The 20,684-nt window shown below is 48.0% G+C and carries 11 protein-coding genes; 6 read left to right on the forward strand and 5 right to left on the reverse strand.

The window, feature by feature from the left end:
* The first annotated feature begins 181 nt into the window (after positions 1-181).
* Both ACI0FF_RS14755 and ACI0FF_RS14760 read left to right on the forward strand, forming a co-directional pair.
* Positions 182-6,208 (forward strand): cadherin-like domain-containing protein, encoded by a 6,027-nt coding sequence (locus tag ACI0FF_RS14755; RefSeq protein WP_419797549.1) that lies wholly within the window; start codon positions 182-184, stop codon positions 6,206-6,208.
* Positions 6,209-6,286: 78 nt separating this feature from the next.
* Positions 6,287-7,627 (forward strand): class I adenylate-forming enzyme family protein, encoded by a 1,341-nt coding sequence (locus tag ACI0FF_RS14760; protein ID WP_419797550.1) that lies wholly within the window; start codon positions 6,287-6,289, stop codon positions 7,625-7,627.
* Here the strand turns inward: ACI0FF_RS14760 and menC are convergent.
* Genes menC through ACI0FF_RS14780 form a run of 4 tightly spaced genes read right to left on the reverse strand, consistent with a single transcriptional unit; the run spans position 7,585 to position 12,467 of the window.
* Complete coding sequence (menC, locus tag ACI0FF_RS14765; RefSeq protein WP_419797551.1) at positions 7,585-8,559, reverse strand: o-succinylbenzoate synthase; 975 nt, start codon at positions 8,557-8,559, stop codon at positions 7,585-7,587. The two genes, ACI0FF_RS14760 and menC, sit on opposite strands and share 43 nt — an antisense overlap.
* A 9-nt stretch (positions 8,560-8,568) precedes the next feature.
* The gene (gene menB / locus ACI0FF_RS14770) at positions 8,569-9,393 is read right to left on the reverse strand and encodes a 1,4-dihydroxy-2-naphthoyl-CoA synthase (RefSeq protein ID WP_417821418.1); all 825 of its coding nucleotides are present in this window, start codon (positions 9,391-9,393) and stop codon (positions 8,569-8,571) included.
* 27 nt (positions 9,394-9,420) lie between these two features.
* The gene (gene menD / locus ACI0FF_RS14775; RefSeq protein WP_419797552.1) at positions 9,421-11,112 is read right to left on the reverse strand and encodes a 2-succinyl-5-enolpyruvyl-6-hydroxy-3-cyclohexene-1-carboxylic-acid synthase; all 1,692 of its coding nucleotides are present in this window, start codon (positions 11,110-11,112) and stop codon (positions 9,421-9,423) included.
* Positions 11,112-12,467 carry an isochorismate synthase gene (locus ACI0FF_RS14780; RefSeq protein WP_419797553.1) on the reverse strand — a complete coding sequence of 452 codons (1,356 nt, stop codon included), beginning with the start codon at positions 12,465-12,467 and terminating at the stop codon, positions 11,112-11,114. Before ACI0FF_RS14780 ends, menD begins: the two co-directional genes overlap by 1 nt.
* Positions 12,468-12,664: 197 nt before the next feature.
* Here ACI0FF_RS14780 and ACI0FF_RS14785 point away from each other — a divergent pair, with 197 nt between their 5' ends.
* From ACI0FF_RS14785 to ACI0FF_RS14795, 3 genes are all read left to right on the forward strand, one after another.
* The gene (locus ACI0FF_RS14785) at positions 12,665-15,820 is read left to right on the forward strand and encodes a M10 family metallopeptidase C-terminal domain-containing protein (protein WP_419797554.1); all 3,156 of its coding nucleotides are present in this window, start codon (positions 12,665-12,667) and stop codon (positions 15,818-15,820) included.
* 98 nt (positions 15,821-15,918) lie between these two features.
* A complete protein-coding gene (locus ACI0FF_RS14790) occupies positions 15,919-16,716 on the forward strand; it encodes a substrate-binding periplasmic protein (protein WP_419797555.1) in 798 nt (265 codons plus the stop codon).
* Between the two features lie 273 nt (positions 16,717-16,989).
* A complete protein-coding gene (locus tag ACI0FF_RS14795) occupies positions 16,990-17,607 on the forward strand; it encodes a hypothetical protein (RefSeq protein WP_419797556.1) in 618 nt (205 codons plus the stop codon).
* 5 nt (positions 17,608-17,612) lie between these two features.
* Here ACI0FF_RS14795 and ACI0FF_RS14800 read toward each other — a convergent pair whose 3' ends face one another.
* Positions 17,613-19,019 carry a PLP-dependent aminotransferase family protein gene (locus ACI0FF_RS14800; RefSeq protein WP_419797557.1) on the reverse strand — a complete coding sequence of 469 codons (1,407 nt, stop codon included), beginning with the start codon at positions 19,017-19,019 and terminating at the stop codon, positions 17,613-17,615.
* A 207-nt stretch (positions 19,020-19,226) separates the two neighbouring features.
* Here ACI0FF_RS14800 and ccoG point away from each other — a divergent pair, with 207 nt between their 5' ends.
* The gene (ccoG, locus tag ACI0FF_RS14805) at positions 19,227-20,669 is read left to right on the forward strand and encodes a cytochrome c oxidase accessory protein CcoG (protein ID WP_419797558.1); all 1,443 of its coding nucleotides are present in this window, start codon (positions 19,227-19,229) and stop codon (positions 20,667-20,669) included.
* Positions 20,670-20,684 lie beyond the last annotated feature (15 nt).

The following is a 20,684-nucleotide window of genomic DNA, read 5'->3' on the forward strand; positions in this document are numbered from 1 at the left end:
CTAGAAAGTATACGTAAAAATACATATCCTTAGAAATAGGTAATACCAAGGTAATACCATAGTGTTATGTATTTTTTCATCAGAAGATGTAGGGTCCAATAGGATCAAATCTTGAGGGTATGAAGCAAAGCATCGATAAAAAAATATAGAACAAATGGTATAGACAATGTGAGGATTGTCTATGAGAACCGTTTTTGATGCAGGCGACAGCCACCCCTTTCACGTGCTCGAACCACAAGGGAACCCTTCGGTCATTCATTTACCGGAAGACTTAGACATGTCCGATGCCACGGTCATTCGTGATGGCGCAGACATGATGATCGAGTCCGCCCAAGGTGATCACTTCCTCATTCAAGATTATTACCTTCAGGAACACAGCCCGAATTTACAACAAGCAAACGGCGAATGGTTTGATACACAGGCCTATGATAACCTGCCCGACATTGACAGCATCAACCAATATGCCCAAGCCGCCCCCGTTCTTGACATCCCCGGATTGCAAACGGCGCAAGCCACCCCGCAAGGTGATGTTGCGTTAGGCGAACCGATTGGCCTTGTCGAAGAAGTCAGTGGTAGTGTCAGCGTTGTGCGCGCCGATGGCAGCAGCGCCATTCTCAACACAGGCGACCCCGTTTTCCAAGGTGACCGTTTGGAAACATCCACCGATGGGGGTGTCGGAATTACCCTTGCAGACACAAGCTCATTTTCCCTCGGTGAAAACTCCGAAATGGTGCTAGACGAACTGGTCTATGACCCTGGCAATCAAGAAGGCAGCTCGGTCCTTTCCCTGATTGAAGGCACCGCCAGCTATGTCAGCGGGCAAATTGCCAAAATTAATCCTGATGCGGTCGCGATCAACACGCCGGTCGCCACCATTGGTATTCGCGGCACCAAAGTCTTTTTAGAATATGCCGAAGGGAAATTCCGCGCTATTAACCTGATTGAAACCACACTGGAAGGGGACACACCGGGTGAAATCGTTATTTTTGCCTTAAACGGTTCCCCATTAGGGTCCACTAATCAGGCCAATGTGGGATGGAGCTGGGACGGCGGATCTGACAGTAATTTTCGATCTTCCCAATTCACTACAGACGAAATCAACCGCTTAACCCGCGATACCCTAAATCATTTACCCCCCAGCCTTGCTGAAAAAGCACTGGAGGCAAAAGAACTTGAAGCCGCCCTAAAAGAAGCCGCAGAAATCGCCGCCCGTGAAGCGCAAGATGCCGAAGCACAGGCCCAACAGGCCGAAACCGATGCGCAAGCCTTGAAGCAAGCTGCCGATGAAGCCAAGGCCCAAGCTGATGCCTTGGCACAACAGGCATTGACAGAAGAAGAAAAACTTCAGCTTTTACAAGAACAATTGCAGGAGTTGATTGCTTCAGGCGCAACAGATCAAGAAATCCTGCAGTTGCAACAAGCCCTCAACAAGCTGGAGTTCAACCTGCAACAAATTTGGCAAAATGCAGAGACCGCAAGACAATCTGCCCTGCAAGCCGAAGATAAAGCAACCCAAGCTTATCAATTTATGCTGGAAGCGCGCGAGGAAGCTCAACAAGCCAATGCCGCCGCAGAAGTCGCACAAAATGCCGCGCATGGGGCTTATGAAATCACGCAAAATGCATTCCAACGCGCGCGTGAATATGTCGGCTATGAAGCCAATACGAACGCCAATCCGGGGGAAAGCAACAACCAATTTGCCGACAAAACAACAGATGCCCCCCAAAATGGCGAACAACAAGAAGAGGGCAACGAAGATGGTAATAATGTTTTTGTCCCCCATGAAAATGACAACGATGATGGATCGTCCGACCCCATTGTTATCGCACAATTGGAAAATGGTGGAACTGGCAATTACACCGGAGAGGCAGGTCAGAATAACGAGGACGAAAACACTGGAAAGGCAGAAGAAGAAACCACCACTCCTGTAAATAACGACCCCGACCCCGTCTCATTAAGCGGCAAAGGTGTGGATGGCTATCTCAGCGGGGCAAATGTTTGGATAGATCTGGATAAAGATGGTGTCATGGATGCCAACGAAACAGATCGCGCCATCACCGATAGCAGCGGGAATTACACCCTCAGCACGACCGCCCGTGATTATATTATATCCATGTCCGGCGGAACGGACATCGCAACGGGCAAAGCCTTCTATGGTGTTTTACAAGCCCCTGAAGGGTCAACTGTCGTAACCCCCTTAACAACCCTGCTTGCCAACGGGGTTTCTGAAAGTGATCTTAAAGCTGCCTTTGGTCTCAGCGCCGATCTTGATCTGACAACGACCGACCCGGTCGCCGGGGCTTCTAACAGTGACATTGCGAAACTGGCCGCTGTCGGCGTACAAATTCAAAATACCATTGTTCAGGCGGCTTCCGTTTTGGAAGGATCCAGCAGCACGACACTGGAAACCGGGACAGCGGGTACGACCTTGTTCAATGCCATTGCCGATGCCATCAAAACACAAGGCAGCAGCTTTAACATCTCGGATGCCTCAAAAATCCAATCTGTTATTTCACAAGCCGCTGGTAATTTGCTCAGTGGGGATGATCTCACCAAAGCCAACAATGCCGCCGCCAACAGTGCCCAGATTATCAGTGCATCAAACAGTGTCGTTGATGATTATATTGCACTGGGGGGAACGGGTAATGACTTCCTGTCCAGTTTAGCGCAAGTTGCCGTTGTTGCCAGCAATGCCGCCAGTGACCTGCAAACGGCGGTGCGCGATAATAGCGATCTTAGCAATTTACAAAATCAATATAGTGCAAGCAACTTGACCAGCAAAATTGAAGGGGCTTCAATCGGGGATGTCAACGGCGATGGATCAACCAATACCAGCAATGCCGCACCGTCCATAAGCGAACCCGCAGCTTTCACGACATTGGAAGATAAGGCCATCACCCTCAGTGAAGCACAATTGCTTGCCAACGCCAGCGACACAGACACAATGCATGTTCGCAATGTTACGATCAGCGGTGCTAGCTTACAAGATAACGGCAATCAGACATGGACCATCACCCCGAATGCCGATGCAACCCAAACCATTACCCTGTCTTATGAAATCTCCGACGGTTTTAAATCAACGCCCACGACGGCACAAATTTCAATAACACCGGTGAATGATGCTCCTGTCTTAAGTGGTGCTGTGACCCTTTCCAGTGACGGCGATGGCAATTATCAAGAAGACAGCACAATTACCCTGACCAAATCGCAATTGCTGCCCCATGCCAGTGATATAGACGGTGACAGTCTGGATATCTTAAATGTCGTTGCCACCTCTGGTGGGGCCGTTGTCGATAACGGAAATGGTACATGGACAGTTACGCCGACACTCAATTCAACCGATAATGTCATCCTGACCTACACAGTCAGTGACGGCAAAGGCGGTAGCGTGCAGCAGACAGCTACGCTTGAAATTGAAAACGTCAATGATGCGCCAACCCTTTCCAACACCGTCATCTTAAATGGCACAGAAGATACAGCGCTATCCATCAGCAAAGCGCAATTACTAGCTTATGCTACCGATATTGACGGCGATACACTCAGCATCGAAAATTTTGCAATAGATGGTCGTAACCAACAAGGAAGCCTTCAAGAAACAGCCGATGGCTGGCTTTATACCCCCGACGAAAATAGCACCTCTGATATCACCTTTACCTATACCATCAGCGACGGCAACGGCGGGACAATTGACACCACGGCAACAGCCAAATTTGGTACTGTCAACGATGCCCCGACGGTTTCAAGCACACCTGTCAGTCTAAGTGGAACGGAAGACACCGTTCTGACGATTACGCAAGATCAACTGTTAAATGAATATGCCAGCGATGTGGACGGCGATACGCTCAACATTGAAAATTTGGCAACAAACGATGGTGGCAGCGTTCAAAAAATTAATGCAACCACATGGACCTATACACCAGCCTTAAATGCAAATGGTGAAGTTTCTTTCACCTTTAAAGTCTCCGATGGGACCACCACAACCGATGGCCATGCAATTGTAAACATTGCCAGTGTGGACGATGCGCCCATCATCACCGGGACTGCCACATTCAGCGTTTATATTGAAGACACAGTTTTCCTCAGTAAATCGCAACTGCTGGCTTATGCAACCGATGTTGATACCGACAGTGCAAACCTGTCCATTACCGACATTTCATTTTCAAGCGGTTACACAAGTGAAACTGACGGGGGCTGGTCTTTTACCCCGCAATGTTTTGATAATGTCACGCTCACCTATAACGTCTATGACGGCACCAGCAAAACCGCCACGACAGCTACCATTAATGTACATAATAACTATCAAGGTCAGGAAGGTGAAAACCCGAACATTGCCCCCACCCTTGGCGATGCTGTTTCTTTGAGTGGTTTGGAAGACGGCGGCGAAGCGGGCTATATTACGATTACACCTGCACAGCTTTTAAACGGCAGTTACGATCAAAATGAAGACAGTATCAGTGTTGCCAATATATCCATCAGCAGTGGCACGGGCAGCCTTGCCTTCGACAGCCAAAGCGGAAACTGGCACTTCACGCCAACAGCGAACAGCACAGCCCCGGTAACGTTCACGTATAATATTTCTGATGGACAAGCCTTATCGGCACAGCAAACCGCAACCTTGACCCTTAACCCGGTCAACGATGCCCCAACCATTTCCAACCTTGTTTCTTTTAACGCGACGGAAGACACTGCCTTCGATCTGACAGCAGCGCAATTGCTTGCCAACGCAACCGATGTCGATGGGGACAACATGGTCATTCAAAGCTTGACGGCTTCATCCGGGGCATTGGTTGCAACAGAAAACGGCTGGACCTTTACTCCAGTTGAAAACACCACAGACGATGTCACCTTTAACTACATCATCAGTGACAATAACGGTGGGACATTGGAGACAACCGCCACGGCCCATTTTGCTGCGCTCAACGATGCCCCCATTGTCAGTGCACCGATAAGTTTGAGCGGACAAGAAGATACCAGCCTGACCTTTACCAAGGCACAATTGCTGGCAAACACAACAGATGTGGATAACGATAGCCTACAAATTCAGAACCTGCAAACCAACGCAGGCGGAACTTTGACCTACAACGGTAATGACAGCTGGACCTACACCCCCGTTGCCAATTCCACCGATAATGTAACCTTTACTTATACGGTCTCTGATGGTTTGGAGAGCGTTTCGACACAAGCCGTTGCCAGCTTTGCCGAAGATGGTATTACAGAAGGGACCAGTACGGCCAACACATTAAGTGGCACAGAAGGCAGTGACACCATAACCGCCTTGGCTGGCAATGATCAACTGAGCGGTGGAAGCGGTAACGATTATCTGGATGGTGGCGACGGGGACGATACGGCTGTCTTTAGCGGCAACCGCGATGACTATACCTTTGCCACCAACGAAAACGGCGAATTAACCATCACAGATAACAACACCGTCGATGGGGATGATGGTCAGGACATTTTGATCGATATCGAAAATTATCAATTTGCCGATCAGGTCATCACCGGAACACCGGGTGAGATTGTTGGTTCAAGCGGGTCCGACCAGCTTTCCGGTGGCAATGGTGCCGATGTTATTCGCGGTGGGGACGGCGCCGATTTCATTTGGTCACACAATGGCAACGATGTCATCTATGGCGGGTCCGGTAACGACTTCATCTGGACGGATAACGGCGATGATACCGTCTATGGCGAAGGCGATAACGATAATATCTGGACAGGAAAAGGCGCCGATACCGTCTATGGCGGCAGTGGTGATGATTTTATCTGGACAGGCCGTGATGGCGACACCGCCAGCGGTGGTGAAGGAGCAGACATTATTTACACCAGCTATGGCGATGACACGATCATCTACAGTGACGGGGATGCAACCCTGCACGGTGGCAGTGGCACAGATACGCTACGCCTAGACAATGGTGATAATCTGGACCTGACGACAAACAGTGTTAAAATCTATTCCATTGAACAGATCGACCTGCAAACCGATAGCACCGCCAACAGCCTGATATTTGAAGCCAACGACATCACGTCTATAAGCAACAACGACAGTGTCATAATTGATGGGACCTCTGCTGACAGTGTTACATTTGCTGATAGCGGATGGTCACAGGGGGCAACGTCCAACGGATACACCACCTACGACCATTCATCATCCGGGGCGCAAGCCAACATTGCTGAAAACATCAATGTCACTTTGAACAATGGTTTGGCCTAGATCGTAAGTTATTGACTTTCTGCCCTGATTGGTAACAATCCTGCCTCAAGTTTACTAAGAACACGGCGCACCGGGACAATGGCAGAACTAGAAATAACAGACCCAAGCACATGGCTTGCGCATAACCATGAGGCTTATCCAAATGCGGATGCTGTTATTTATAAGTCTCACCGCCTCACTCATCGTGACCTCTTTGTGCAAGTCACACAGCTCAGCCAAAAATTAAAAAAACCGGGCCTTATTCAGGTTCATGAAGCGCGCGATCCATTGCAAACAACCTTGATGTTCCATGCCGCCCCAATGGCGGGTTCCCCTTTCCTGCCCCTTGATCCCAACATGTCGGCAAACACCCGCAATGCTTTTTTAGAAAATGTTGCCCCGGATATCCCGTTTGCCCCTCCCCCACCTGAACCCGATGCGGTCCGCCTGATCATCGCCACCAGTGGCACAACAGGCGTCCCAAAAGGTGTAATGTTAAGCGGGCGTAATCTTGCTGCTTCTGCCATTGCTTCACGTCAACGCATTGGGCTTGATGCGGATGATAGATGGCTTGCCTGTCTGCCGTTATTTCATATTGGAGGATTGTCTATATTATCGCGCTGCGCCGAAGCGGGGGCATGCGTTGTATTGCAAGATGGTTTTGATACGGATAAGGCCTTGGCGGCAATGGATGATTATGGCATCACCCACCTTTCCCTTGTCCCCACCATGTTGCATCGTTTCCTTGAAAAACTGGGAACCCGCAAGCCACCAGGGCGATTGAAACGAGTATTGGTTGGCGGGTCCGCTATTTCCACCGATCTTGCTCGCCGCGCCTTTGATCTGGGCTGGCCGATTTGCCCAACTTATGGCATGAGTGAAACATCCTCGCAGTTTTCAACGTTTGAACAATTGCCCGATGACTGGTGCGAAGGCCAAATCGGCACACCGCTGGACGGTTTTGACGTGGGCCTGCACGACATGCGCCTGAAAGTCCGTGGTCCGTCGGTTATGAAAGGTTATATCAATCCCGCCCGCACGATGGGACAAGGATTGCAAGACGGTTGGTTCATTACCAATGATCTCGGTCACATTGGTAATGACGGGCAACTTTCCATCATGGGTCGTGCCGATGATGCCTTTTTAATCGGAGGGGAAACGGTTCACCCCGCGACCGTTGAACGTATTTTATCAACCTGCCCCGATGTAGACGAAATTGCCGTCACTGCGCGCAATGACCACGAATGGGGCAAGCGCCTTGTTATCCTTTATGCTGGCGACACAGACGCAGAAAGCGTTCAACAGTTTGCCAATGCACATTTAAAAGGGCCGTACCGCCCAACACAAACAATAAAACGGGCGGCTTTGCCCCGAAATGCAATGGGTAAACTAGACCGTCAAGCCCTCATCGTCGCCTTGACCGGATCAAAACCAGATTGATCCTCAAATAATACCGCTGTGCCCAGCCCATGTGCCCAACGCCCCACCGGGTCCAACGCAGCAGCCGTCATCAAGGCCGCGTGGGTTGCAATCGGGCCATCAATGCTTGTCGTAACGATAGTTTCAATGCCCTGTTCCTGCAGTGCTTGCCCTAATCGATAAGATGATAACGGCCCCCCAAGTGCCATCGGTTTCAACACCACGCGCCGCGTCGCTGATAAAAGACCGTTTTGCAAACTTTCATCTTGGGCCAAAACAAAAGGGACTTTGTTTTGCAGCTCAATCCATGCCTGTTCATTCGGATGTGCCAAGGGTTCTTCCAGACTTTCAACCGCCAACCCGGTAATGCCACTTAAGAAACGTTCAGCCTGTTCAAAGTCCCATGCCCCATTGGCATCCAGTCGCAAACAAACCCCGTCTGGAAGTTTTTTATGAAGAGTTTCTAACGCCTTGATTTCGTCTTCAACCGACGGCACACCAACTTTCAATTTGATGACCTGATACCCTTGGGCATGCAACGTGCTTAATCGATCCGATGAAAAATCACACAAAATGCCTGCACTGACATTCAACCGCACCTGAGACGCCGCCTGCACATTCAATTGACACCCCAAAAGGTCTACGAGCGCTGTTTCAATCGCGCACCGCACCGCAGGGCAACTTGGCAAAAGGGCCGGCAATGTCTTTAAGACGGTGTCTCCTTCCTCTCCTAACAGGGCCGATTGCATATGTTTCAAACCAGCTTCACAATCAGAAAAGCTTTCCGTGCCGATTTCGGGCAGGGGCGCGGCCTCCCCCCACCCGGTACGGCCTGTGTCATCACAAAGTGCAACCGTCCAGCCGCGGCGCACCGACCAGACCCCATGCGCCGTTCGCCACGGCTGACGTAGCGCCCGTTCATAGGGTTGATAGGTCAATGAAATGATCTTCATCGAAGTTAATCAGGGAATACGCGGATATTTGGTGAAATCTGGATCACGTTTTTCCAGATAGGCATTGCGCCCTTCCTGACCTTCCGCTGTTTGATAAAACAAACCGGTTGCGTTGCCTGCCAATTCCTGCAAACCCGCAGCCCCATCGGTATCGGCATTGAACGATGCCTTCAACAAACGCAGGGCTGTCGGGGACAAGGCCAACATTTCACGACACCATTGCACGGTTTCTTCTTCCAGTTTTTCCAACGGTACGACCGTATTCACCAACCCCATATCAAGGGCTTGTTGTGCATCATATTGGCGACACAAGAACCAGATTTCCTTGGCTTTACGCTGGCCAACCAAACGGGTCAGCAGGGCAACCCCCAAACCGCCGTCAAAACTGCCGACCCGTGGCCCGGTTTGCCCAAAACGGGCATTTTCTGCAGCAATGGCAAGATCACAACACAAGTGCAACACATGACCACCACCAATAGACCAGCCTGCAATCATCGCCACGACCGGCTTAGGAATGGTGCGGATCAGGCGTTGCAGTTCCAAAACATCCAGACCTTCACTTCCGTCTTCATCGGTATAACCTGCCTCGCCACGGATACGTTGATCCCCACCGGAACAAAATGCCTTACCGCCTGCCCCGGTCAAAATAATCACCCCAACTGATTTATCACGATGGGCGGTTTTAAAGGCATGTAACATGCCGCGCACCGTCTCGGGACGAAAGGCGTTATGGACTTCAGGGCGGTTAATGGTAATTTTCGCAATTCCATCCGCCACATGATATTCAATATCTGTAAACTGGGGATCGGTAATTTCCTGCCATTGGATAGACACGGGCTGTTTACTCCTGTTTTCTTGATTTTAACCTTGGGTGACGGTGTGCCAATAGGCCTTATGTGCCGCCGTGCTTTGTTTTCTATCTATCACAACTTCAATCAGGTCTATACCCGGATTGGTCAAACAAGCCTGAAAAATATCAGAAAAATCTTTTATATCTTCAATTTTATAATATGCGCGACCATACCCCTGTGCAACCTGTGCAAAATCAGGGGCCGATGGTGTGACCCAGTACCGTTCAAAACAATCAAGATCGAGGTTTGCTTGGGCAAGATATTCAAAAATTCCGCCACCGCCATTATTCAAAATAACAAGGGTCAAATTGACATCTTCATCAATCCCCAAGGCGCTGATATCATGTGTCAGGGTTAAATCCCCAACCAACGCAACCACACTTGTCTTACGCGCAGCACTGATCCCCAATGCCGTGGAAATATTGCCTTCAATCCCGCTTAATCCCCGATTACACAAAACATCAAACATGCCCTGTCCGCTGTTAAGAAAACTATCCAACAAACGGATAGGCGTAGAATTCCCACAGAACAGAATATGTTCCGCACCCATCTTTTGCACAATCAACTGAATAACTTCCGCTTCTTGGGGCAATGCTGCCTCTTTCTGAATATTCAGGCATCGCTGCTCCTGTGCAAAAAAAGTCTTCCATACCTGCCCATTGTTACGGGGAGTAATCTGCCCCGATAAACGCACACAAAGATCAAGTGGATCACATTGAATCATATCATCCACAAGCCCAAAAGGATCAGACCATCCCCCCACACCATCAACAACCAAATGGTGGCTATCCGTCAAACCGGATAAATAAAGACCAAGGGATTTGGAGACAGGTTGTGCCCCGAAACGCAAAACCCAGCGGGGGGCTGCCGCCTGTGTCACTTGTTCATTCTTTAAAAAGGCATCATAACAAGATAACACCCGCCCGCCCCTTGAGCGCAAATTTGCCAAGGGATCCGCCAGAACCGGGACACCACATCGTTCTGCCAACTGACAGACGGCCTCGCCAAATCCTTGATCAAACGGTCCTTCCCCACACACGATCACCCCATCGCCCAGTTCCATCACCTGCACAAGATCATGGATCTGTTCATCTTGCAGAACCATATGCGGATGCATCACCTGTACGGCATTTTTACGGGGCACAAGTTGGGGAATAGATGATGGTAATAAGGGTTCCCGAAAAGAAAGGTTCAAATGAACCGGCCCTGCTTTGGGGAAAAGCGATTGTTTGACCAGACGTGCACAGAGCGGGACCAAGTGGGTGCAATCATCTTCTGCCGGGGGCAATTCAGAAAAGGCACGCACAGCAGCCCCGAAAAGTTTAATCTGGTCCGTTGTCTGGTTTGCCCCACATCCGCGCAATTCCGGCGGGCGGTCTGCACTTAACAACACAAGGGGAATACGGGCTGCATCTGCTTCCAAAACCGCCGGATGCCAATGGGCAGGCGCCGTCCCCGATGTACAGACAAGGGCCACGGGCAAACCTGTTGATTTGGCAAGCCCCAGAGCGAAAAAGGCCGCGCTGCGTTCATCCAAAATGACATGAGTTGTCATGTTCGGATGATTATGTGCTGCCAAAACCAAGGGGGTGGAACGGGCCCCCGGTGAAATCACCACATGACAACATGTTGCACATGCCAACCCATCCATCACGCCAAAGGCCCAACGATAATTGCGCACCCCCTGATCGCTTTGTTCCATCAGGCGCCCTCCAACTCATCAAGCATGGTTTTTAATTTCAATTCTGTTTCGCATAGTTCTGCTTGCGGATCGGACCCGGACACAATCCCGGCCCCGGCTGAAAGCTCAGCCCGATCCCCGTTGATCAGCGCACAACGCAAAATCACATTTAAATCGCCGTCCCCTTGCGGGGTCATCCAGCCAAAGGCACCTGTGTACCATCCCAAACGGTCTTCCTGATGGCGCTGCAACCATTTCAAGGCTGCAATTTGCGGTGTGCCGCCCACTGCTGGTGTCGGATGTAAGGCAGCAGCAAAATCAAGCAGGTTCACCCCCGGTTTGGCTTGCGCCTGTATCGGCGTCCATAAATGATTTAGCGCGCGTAATTTCAAAATAGACGGCTCATCTGAAACCACAATATCATCACATAAGGGGGTAAGACGTGCGCGGATCATATCAACGACCAATTGATGTTCGTGCCTGTCCTTGTCTGTCATATCCTGACATCCGTTTTTCATCGTCCCGGCGAGCGCATCACTTTTGACCACACCGTTTACCAGTCGGATCAAGCCTTCGGGTGTCGCCGCAACAGCAATTCCGCGCGCACCGGACTGTGCAATAATGGTGCAGTTTGCATGGTGATCGGACAGAGATGAAATCAATCGGGAAAGTGAAAATGGCCTTTCGCCTTGTACCGCGATACGGCGTGTCAGGACGACCTTTTCCAATTCCCCATCTTTAATGCTTGCCAATGCCTGCCCAACACGTGCCAACCAGATATCATTTTGAGGATAACTAGACACGCGGGTTAAGCGATTGCTTAAAGATACCTCAGACATGCGCGTCATACTCAGTGTTTCGATCACATCACGAACGGCTTTTTTCCAATGCGGAAGAACTGAATAAGCACAATCACCCGGCTTCATATCCCATGACAATGTCAAACACGTCACCTCATCCACCCGTTCCAACAACAGCAGAGGCAGCATGATCGAGGCATTTGGAAAAACTTCATGGCTTTGATCATCAGAAAACGCAAAGCCTGTAAACAACAAAGGTTGCCTGCCTGTTTTGTCCGGGTCCAGACATTGCCAGTTTTCCTTTAATTGATGATGAAAGGCAGACAAGTCTGAAAATCTATTTTCACAGGCCGCCCGTTTTACAACCACCTGCCCCATGCCCAACACATAATGTCCTTCTTGTGGGCGGGCCCAATATCGCATGCTCTCCAAATTTTGAGGGACCTGATCAAATGACAAATTTGGGACAGACAAGGTCAGACTGATCAATCCAATTGCCCCTGTGTCCAATAAAGACCGTGCCGCTTCCAATCGGTTTTCAATACGGGAAATTATCAATGCAGAAAGGGGGGACATGGATCAAATCAGTTATTGCGAATTTTTTCATATACAGCAGGTATAGCCTATCAACCATTTTAAATACCAAGCGTCAAGGCGTTGTTGACAATGGACAAGTCACACATATGAAGTCTCTATTTTCTTTAAACAAAACCTAACTATTTTATGATAATGTACACTTTGGGTATATTTTTATTCATATTTTAATATCTAAAATGGCAAACCAAAACATAACGCAACAGCGCGCCCAAACAAACGATGTAACGGAAAATGGAATCAACAGTCCTTCTCCGGAAGTCGCTGCTTTTGTCAGTGCCATTTTTGAAAATGCCATTGAAAATGGCGTATCCCCACAAGAGGCTAGCAAGCTCGCCTTACAAACAGCCTTAAGTTTTGGCAGTTCACCAGAACAAGCAAAAGCTTTGGTTCTCACGACTGCACAAAATTTCTTTACTGCGCAACCCGATGACTTTCTAAAAAACGCAGATCGTTTTTTTGTACCGGACACCTCTTCTCAAGACAATCCTCTAGATGACTTGCCAACCTCGTCCTCGCACCTTTTCAGCCCTGAAAAACCGATTTTCTTTACAGAAAAAGAGGCAGGCGATCCTTACTCATTGAGTGAACCGCCCAAACTGCATGATTTAGAAAATCAACATGATGCTAATATTCCACATCCTGATGAAACCTTGCTTACATCAACAGAACATGTTGATTTCACATATCAAATACCTGACGACATTGATCTGAAAGAGCGCATTTTACCCCCTTCACCCCCCGCATCCCCATTTCCTGTGGCGGCAAAGCCAACGTCACCGCAAAATGATCTTGTACCACCACAAAATTCATCATCCCCTGCAACTGATACAAACAACAATAACAACGATAATAGTGATAATAGTGATAATAACGCAAATGAAAGCGGCACCACGATCACTGCCGCCACCCGTACCTTTTTAACCGGAAGTAACAATGTAGATACACTGACAGGCAGTATGTCTGACGATTTGTTATTTGGCGGGGCTGGTAATGACCAATTGGCAGGCGGGGATGGAAACGACAGGTATCTTTTTTCAACCGGTTTCGGACAAGATAATATCACAGATAGTGCAGGCACTGCCGATAAGATCGAAGGCTTTACCATTGAAAACCTATCCAATGCCTTGCGCCAAGGCGATGACCTGATCCTTGATTTTTATTCCGGGGACAGCCTTACCCTTAAAAACCATTTTCAAAGCGGTAGCGAGGTTGAAATCCTTGTTTCCGGCAATGACACTTTCGGACTAAGCGGACAAACAAGTGGGGTAAAAGGCCAAATTCTGGCCGGGGTCAGTGGCGCAAACGATACTATCAACGGTGCGGCGGGTCATGATCGTCTATTTGGCGGTGACGGCGATGATAAACTCAAGGGTCTAAACGGAAACAACTTTTTGGATGGTGGCAGTGGTACAGACAATGCCGTCTTTAGTGGAAACTTCAGTGAATACAGCGTCGCCGTTTTTAAAGATGGTTATCTCGTCACCGATACGGTTGCCAATCGCGATGGCGCAACGACCCTTAAGAATATTGAAAATTTGGAATTCGCAGACCAAACACTGGCCCTAAAAGACGCCATCACACGCCCGGAATATGTCACGGGCGTTTTATATGACGATGCTTATTCACGCTGGAATGCCGATACATCTGTGGGCACATCTGTCAATTTGACCTATAGCTTCATGGACAACGTGCCTTCTTATTATGCTGCGGGTGAAGTCGCCAATTTCAGCGTAATGTCCAGTGCGCAAGAAGCCGCTGTTCGCAAAGCATTGGCCCATTTCAGCGAAATTGCCAACATCACATTTACCGAAGTCGCCGATACTGGTGATGGGGGCATTTTGCGTTTTGGCAACAGTACCCAAAGCACATCTGCCGGGCAGGCCTATGCCCCCAGCGTGACCTACACCCACAATGGGATCACATATCTGGCAAATGATAAATCCGGCGATGTCTTTATCGCCAACAACCAAACCTCCAACCAAACCTTAAGCGATGGCAGTCACGGTTATTACACACTGCTACATGAAATTGGCCATGCAACCGGTCTGACCCATACATTTGAAGGCAATAATCAATTAACGTCAGGAACCGACAGCACCCAATATTCGGTCATGTCCTATACCAATCACCCCAAATCTCTCGTCATAGATATAACGGGTAATTCTAGTTACACAGCCTATCATTGGAACCCCGAAAGCCTCATGCTTTATGACGTTGCGACCATGCAGCATTTATATGGCAGCAACACAACCACACGCACAGGCAATGATACCTATAATTTTGATCCCAACGGGCGATTTATTGAAACAATTTGGGATGCCGGTGGCTCCGATACCATTGATGCCAGCAATTTCACCCGCAACAATATCATTGATTTAACGCCGGGATCCTTTAGCTCCATCGGTATTTACAATCCCGTCACCGATCAGTTACCCAGTGGGTACACAGGCAGTTACCAACCCACTTACAGCGGCGAAGACAATGTTGCCATTGCCTTTGGTACCTTTATTGAAAATGCCAAGGGGGGACAGGGCAATGATCAATTGATCGGGAATTTCCTGAACAACACCCTATCCGGTGGTGACGGGGACGATACCCTGACAGGTCATGAAGGAAACGATCTGCTAGAAGGCGGTTCCGGGAACGACACCTTCGTTTTTGCCAAAACATCCGGCAACGATACTGTCACAGACAGTGGCGGAGACACTGACAAGATTTCGGGTTTCAGCATTGCAGATTTATCTCATGTCAACCAAAACGGAAATGATCTCATTCTGGATTTCAAAACAGGGGACCGCATCACCCTTAAAAATCATTTCCTGACAAACAGCGAAATCGAAATTTTTGCCTCCGGTTCTGATAATTTCAGCCTAACTGGGCAAACCTCAGGCTTTGTTGGACAAATCATTGCCGATCCATCCGCCAATAATGACCTCTTAAAAGGAGCCGCTGGACTAGATTATATCTTTGGTGCTGATGGTGACGATACCCTGCAAGGCGGAAGCGGTGCCGATGTTTTAAGTGGCGGCGCTGGAAGCGATACATTTTATTTTGAACTGGGTGATGGCGACGACTCCATTCGGGATTTTTCACACGGGATTGATCATATTCAAATCAAAGGGGGGGATTTTTCCATTTCCACTGTCACCTTTGAAACCATTAATGCGGTTTATGACGGCACAAATGCCACCTCAACAAATGCCACCATTATTCGCGACAGCAACAACGATATTTATGTGGACAACAACGGACAAACCGCCGGGGGATATTCCCATATCGCCAATATAGAAAACGGTGTCGATGTTGATGAAAATGATTTTACGATCATTTAAGACTATCTATTCCAATTCATAGACCGCATAAACTTGAAGGCAATATTCGTTTGAATTAAAATTATCAGACGACCAGTGGCAAGAAGCTAACTAATAAAATGATAAAAATAATTCACTATGCCCTTTTTGTTTGCTTCAGCCTTGCCTTCCTATGTGCGAGTAAGGTTACGTACGCCCAAAACGATGTCGTCAAGCTCGCAACCTTTTCCTATCCGCCTCTTTTTCACAATAGTGAAAATGGCGAATTTTCGGGCACAGTGGGGGAGACCGTCACCTATATGTGTGAATTGGCAGATATGGATTGCCAAGTTGAGATCCTTCCATTTAAACGAGCCTATCAAAAACTGGAAAATAAACTCGTCGATGGGTTAATTACCATCAAAGTCGATCAATTTGAAAAATGTTGTACCCATTCCAATTGGGAAACACCGTGGATTGCTGGTTTTTTCTCTCATAAATCCATCGTCGAAATTCCGAAACTGCCCGATGAAATTCTTGGACAACGCCTGATTACTGTTGCGGGTATGCGTTCCCCTTACGAATTTATGCCTAAACTGGATGACTGGAGTGAGCAAAAGAAAGTCATCCTGTTTTCCGCCAACAATACCTATACGGCCACCCGTATGTTTTTAAATAAACGGGCGGATTACTTATGGGGATCAGAAGATTTCTATTGGTATTTCAACAAACAAACCGATAATATAAATTTTACATTTTTACCATTGGTCGTGCGCCCGATTGTCATTTGGATACAAAAAGACCGACCAGATATTCTGGCCCGTTTCAACACTATTTACGAACAGGTGCTGGCAACACAAACGCTGGATCATAACAAATTATTGATCCCCGAGCTTATGGACAGCCGCTATCAGGATGCCCCGTTCAAGAATCAATAAATTGGTACAACCACCCTATTGATTAACCAACTTGAATATAATCCAATTATAAAATAAAATTAGGGACAGGCTTTCCTCATACATTGGGCAAAAATGCACATCGTACCCTGCATAAAAATCTCCGTTTTGTTTTTTTTGGGCATCATTTGCACAAACCCCTCCTCTTTTGCACAAAACAAAGCCATAAAATTGGCAACTTTTGAATATCCACCTTTCTTTCACAGTACAATAGATGGGAAATTTTCAGGAACGATTGGCGAAACGGTTGCTTACATGTGTGAGCAATCCCAAATCACATGCCATATCGAAGCCTTGCCCTATAAGCGGGCTTATCAAAAACTCTTCAACAAACAAGTGGATGGCTTAATCACAATTGACGTAAAAACATTTCAAGACTGTTGCATCTCAAGCGATTGGAACACCCCTTGGATTGCGGGTTTTTTCTCGGAAAAACCTCTTGATGACATTCCCGATTCACCCGACCAAGTTCTGGGAAAGTCTCTTATTACAGTTGCTGGTATGAAATCACCTTACGAATTTATGCCCAACCTCACCCAATGGGCAAAAGACAAAAAAATCAGTCTTTTTAGTGCCAATAATATTTTCACAGCGACACGTATGTTCATTAACAACCGGGCCGACTTATTGTGGGGTTCTGAAGAATTTACGTGGTATTTTGAAAAGCAACACGCTCAGAATCGATTTAACTTTCGCCCCCTCCTAACTTACTCTACCGTAATATGGGTTCACAAAGACCGCCCGGATATTCTCAACAAACTGAATGCTGGTTATGCCCTTATGCAAAAAAACGGAGCGTTAAGCAAAAACAACCTCCTCAATGAGGAATTGATGAAGGCCCGTTACGTGGACGCCCCCTTTGATTACGAATAATCCGGTCATACAAAATTGTTATCGCTGACAATACCGTTCAAATAAACATCTCGTATTTCCAAAAGGACGGAACGGCACAAAGATCTATTTTCCGGCACCCCCAAACAAATCCGAACCCCGTTAGGATAATGGGGCGCAAGGGCAAAGACATCACTGGGCACAACGCGAATCGCGCGTGCGCGCAACCCTGCAACAAAATCACGTGCAGGCATCTGTTCCGGTAAAGACAGCCAGACATGAAATCCATCCTTGTCCGTTCTGATATCTCCTTCAGGAAACACCGCCTGTAAAATTTCCTGCCGGGCATATGCCTCCTGACAAATTGCCTGTGTAATTAAATCGGCGCATCCGCTTTTCAATAATTGTAGCGCAATGGCTTTCGATGGGGCTGCAACCATCATGGCACTGGATCTCATCACTATCGACAATGCAGAAAAATATTTCACATCAGGCACCGTCAGAAACGAGATACGAACACCGCTGGACACACATTTGGACAACCCGGCAATATGGAAACTACGTTCCGGGGCAAAAGAAGATAACACCGGGATATCACGACCAGAGATAAACCCATAAGCATCATCTTCAACAATCAACACATCAAATTCACGCGCAATTGCTGCAATTTCTTCACGTCTTTTCCGTGACCAGGTGGCACATGTCGGATTGTGCATTGTTGGTGTGCAATAAAGCATGCGCACACGGTTTTCACGGCATGCCGTTCGAAAACCATCCGGGCATAAACCATCCTCGTCCATTTCTAGACCGAGGCAGTCAATATTCAAACGCTGACACAAGGATTTAAAACCGGGATAAACCAGCTCCTCACAACACACTTTGTCGTCCGATTTCACCAAATACATCATCAGGGCCAATAATGTGCTTTGTGTACCGGGACAAATCATAAGCCGTTCAGCTATCGCCCCCTCATAACGACGCGATACCCATCCAGCAGCCTGTTCGCGTTCCGAATACGAGCCCACAAAATCATGATATCCAAACAAGGCTTGCGTCGACAGACGAGCAACAGCCTTAGACATTTCGCGTTTCAAACGGGCAATCAAGGCCGTATCATCCGGCAAGGGGGGAATATTCATGCCCATATCAATTTCACGAAGCCCCACACCCCCTTTTATAACGGGCCCCTGTTGCGTCATTCCACATACAAACGTCCCCTTGCCGACTTGTGCATAAACCAGAGAACGGGCAATTGCCTGCTTATAAGCTCGTGAAACAGTTGTGAAATCCACCCCAATTTTTTGTGCGAGAATACGTTGTGGCGGAAGCTTTTCTCCAGCGCGCAATCGTCCTGAAAGAATATCACCCTCCAACGCTTCTACGATTGCCAGATAAACAGGCAGGGTCGGGTCCAGTTGATGCGGACTCCAAAAAGACGGGGATATTTCGACCATATGCAACTCTCTTTCCAGACATCTCTTCCGATATATAAGTTTTTCCATATACAGACGGCAAAGGCTGGTGTTTCCATTTTGAAATAACAATTTGTATGCATCCTAATTTACATACAAATACATATATTGCGATTAAAAAATTGAAATTGAATGGATTGTGTGTTTTTGCCTATCCCTCAAGTTTGAATGAATATCGTGGAATGAACAATGCAACCCATGTCACCCAAATCCCTTTCCGCCGATAAAGAAGCCTTACGCGGAGACCTTTATGTCAATCGACAAAAGATCCACCCGAAGGCCGTCAAAGGGTTCTACCGATCCTTAAAGAACGCAACTTTGTGGGGGTTTCTTTTACTGTATCATTTCACACCTCTTCTGCCTTGGGCACGTGAAGGGGACAAACCCGATCAGGCGATCTTGTTCGATATACCGGGTGAACGCATTTATTTGTTTAACCTCGAGATCTGGCCACAAGATATTTACATCCTGAGTGCCTTAATGATTATTGCCGCCATCGGCCTTTTTGTATCCGCCACTTTAATTGGGCGCGCATGGTGCGGATTTGCCTGTTTTCAAACGGTTTGGACCGATCTTTTTATGAAGGTCGAAGCATGGATCGAGGGTGATCGAAACGCCCGCATCCGGTTGGACAAGGCGCCAAACAGCATGAACAAAACCATCAAACGCATTGCAAAACACACCGTCTGGCTTGCAATCTCATGCTTTTTCGCCTTGTCCTTTCTCTGGTACTTTCACGATCCACTGACAATCACCAAAGACCTGTTTCAAGTCAGTCTTTCCGGCTGGACACTGGCAACATTCGCAACAATGGCAGGCATGACTTATATGATGGCCGGGTTTGCCCGTGAACAAGTCTGTTTTTACATGTGTCCATACGGGCGTTTTCAAGGCGTCATGTTTGATGATCACAGCAAGGTCATCACCTATCAGGACTGGCGGGGCGAAGGACGGGCGAAGCCGGGAAAAAGTCGAAATTTTTCAGATCGGGGCCACTGCGTCGATTGTTCCTTATGCGTACAGGCTTGCCCAACCGGGATTGATATTCGTGACGGTCAGCAAATGGAATGCATTGGTTGTGGCTTATGCATTGATGCTTGTGACACGGTAATGCAAAAATTCAACCTTCCCACCAACCTGATCACATACGACTCGGCCTATAACATCCAACAGGCCGCCAAAGGAAAACCGACGCAAAACCCGCTACTACGCCCCCGCGTACTGATCTATATCGCCATCTTATTGGCCACCATTATCGCCGCAATTGTCAGTATAAATATGCGGGCTGAAACAACTGTTTCAATCCTGCGCGACCGCGCACCCTTCTTTGTTAAACTTAGTTCCGGGCAGATCCAAAACGCCTATACCATTCGATTGATTAACAAATCCACACAAGACAGAAACTACACCTTGGATTTGATCGGTCTGGCAAATCCGACAGTACGTATCATCGGGCAAAAAAACGATAATCTCCACCTGAAAGCCGGGGAGGTCGGGACTTTCCGCATGATTATCAAAAGTGATCTTCCGGGCAATGCACCAGCCCGCCTGCCTATTCATGTCCAGTTTTCAGACCCTGCAAATAACGATATTCAAATCGCAGAAACCCTGTTCATCGGCCCTAAACATTAACAAAAATAAAGGGGA

Origin of the sequence: Terasakiella sp. 4MB5A (assembly GCF_050058155.1) — a bacterium.
GTDB classification, from domain to species: Bacteria; Pseudomonadota; Alphaproteobacteria; order Rhodospirillales; family Terasakiellaceae; genus Terasakiella; species Terasakiella halodenitrificans.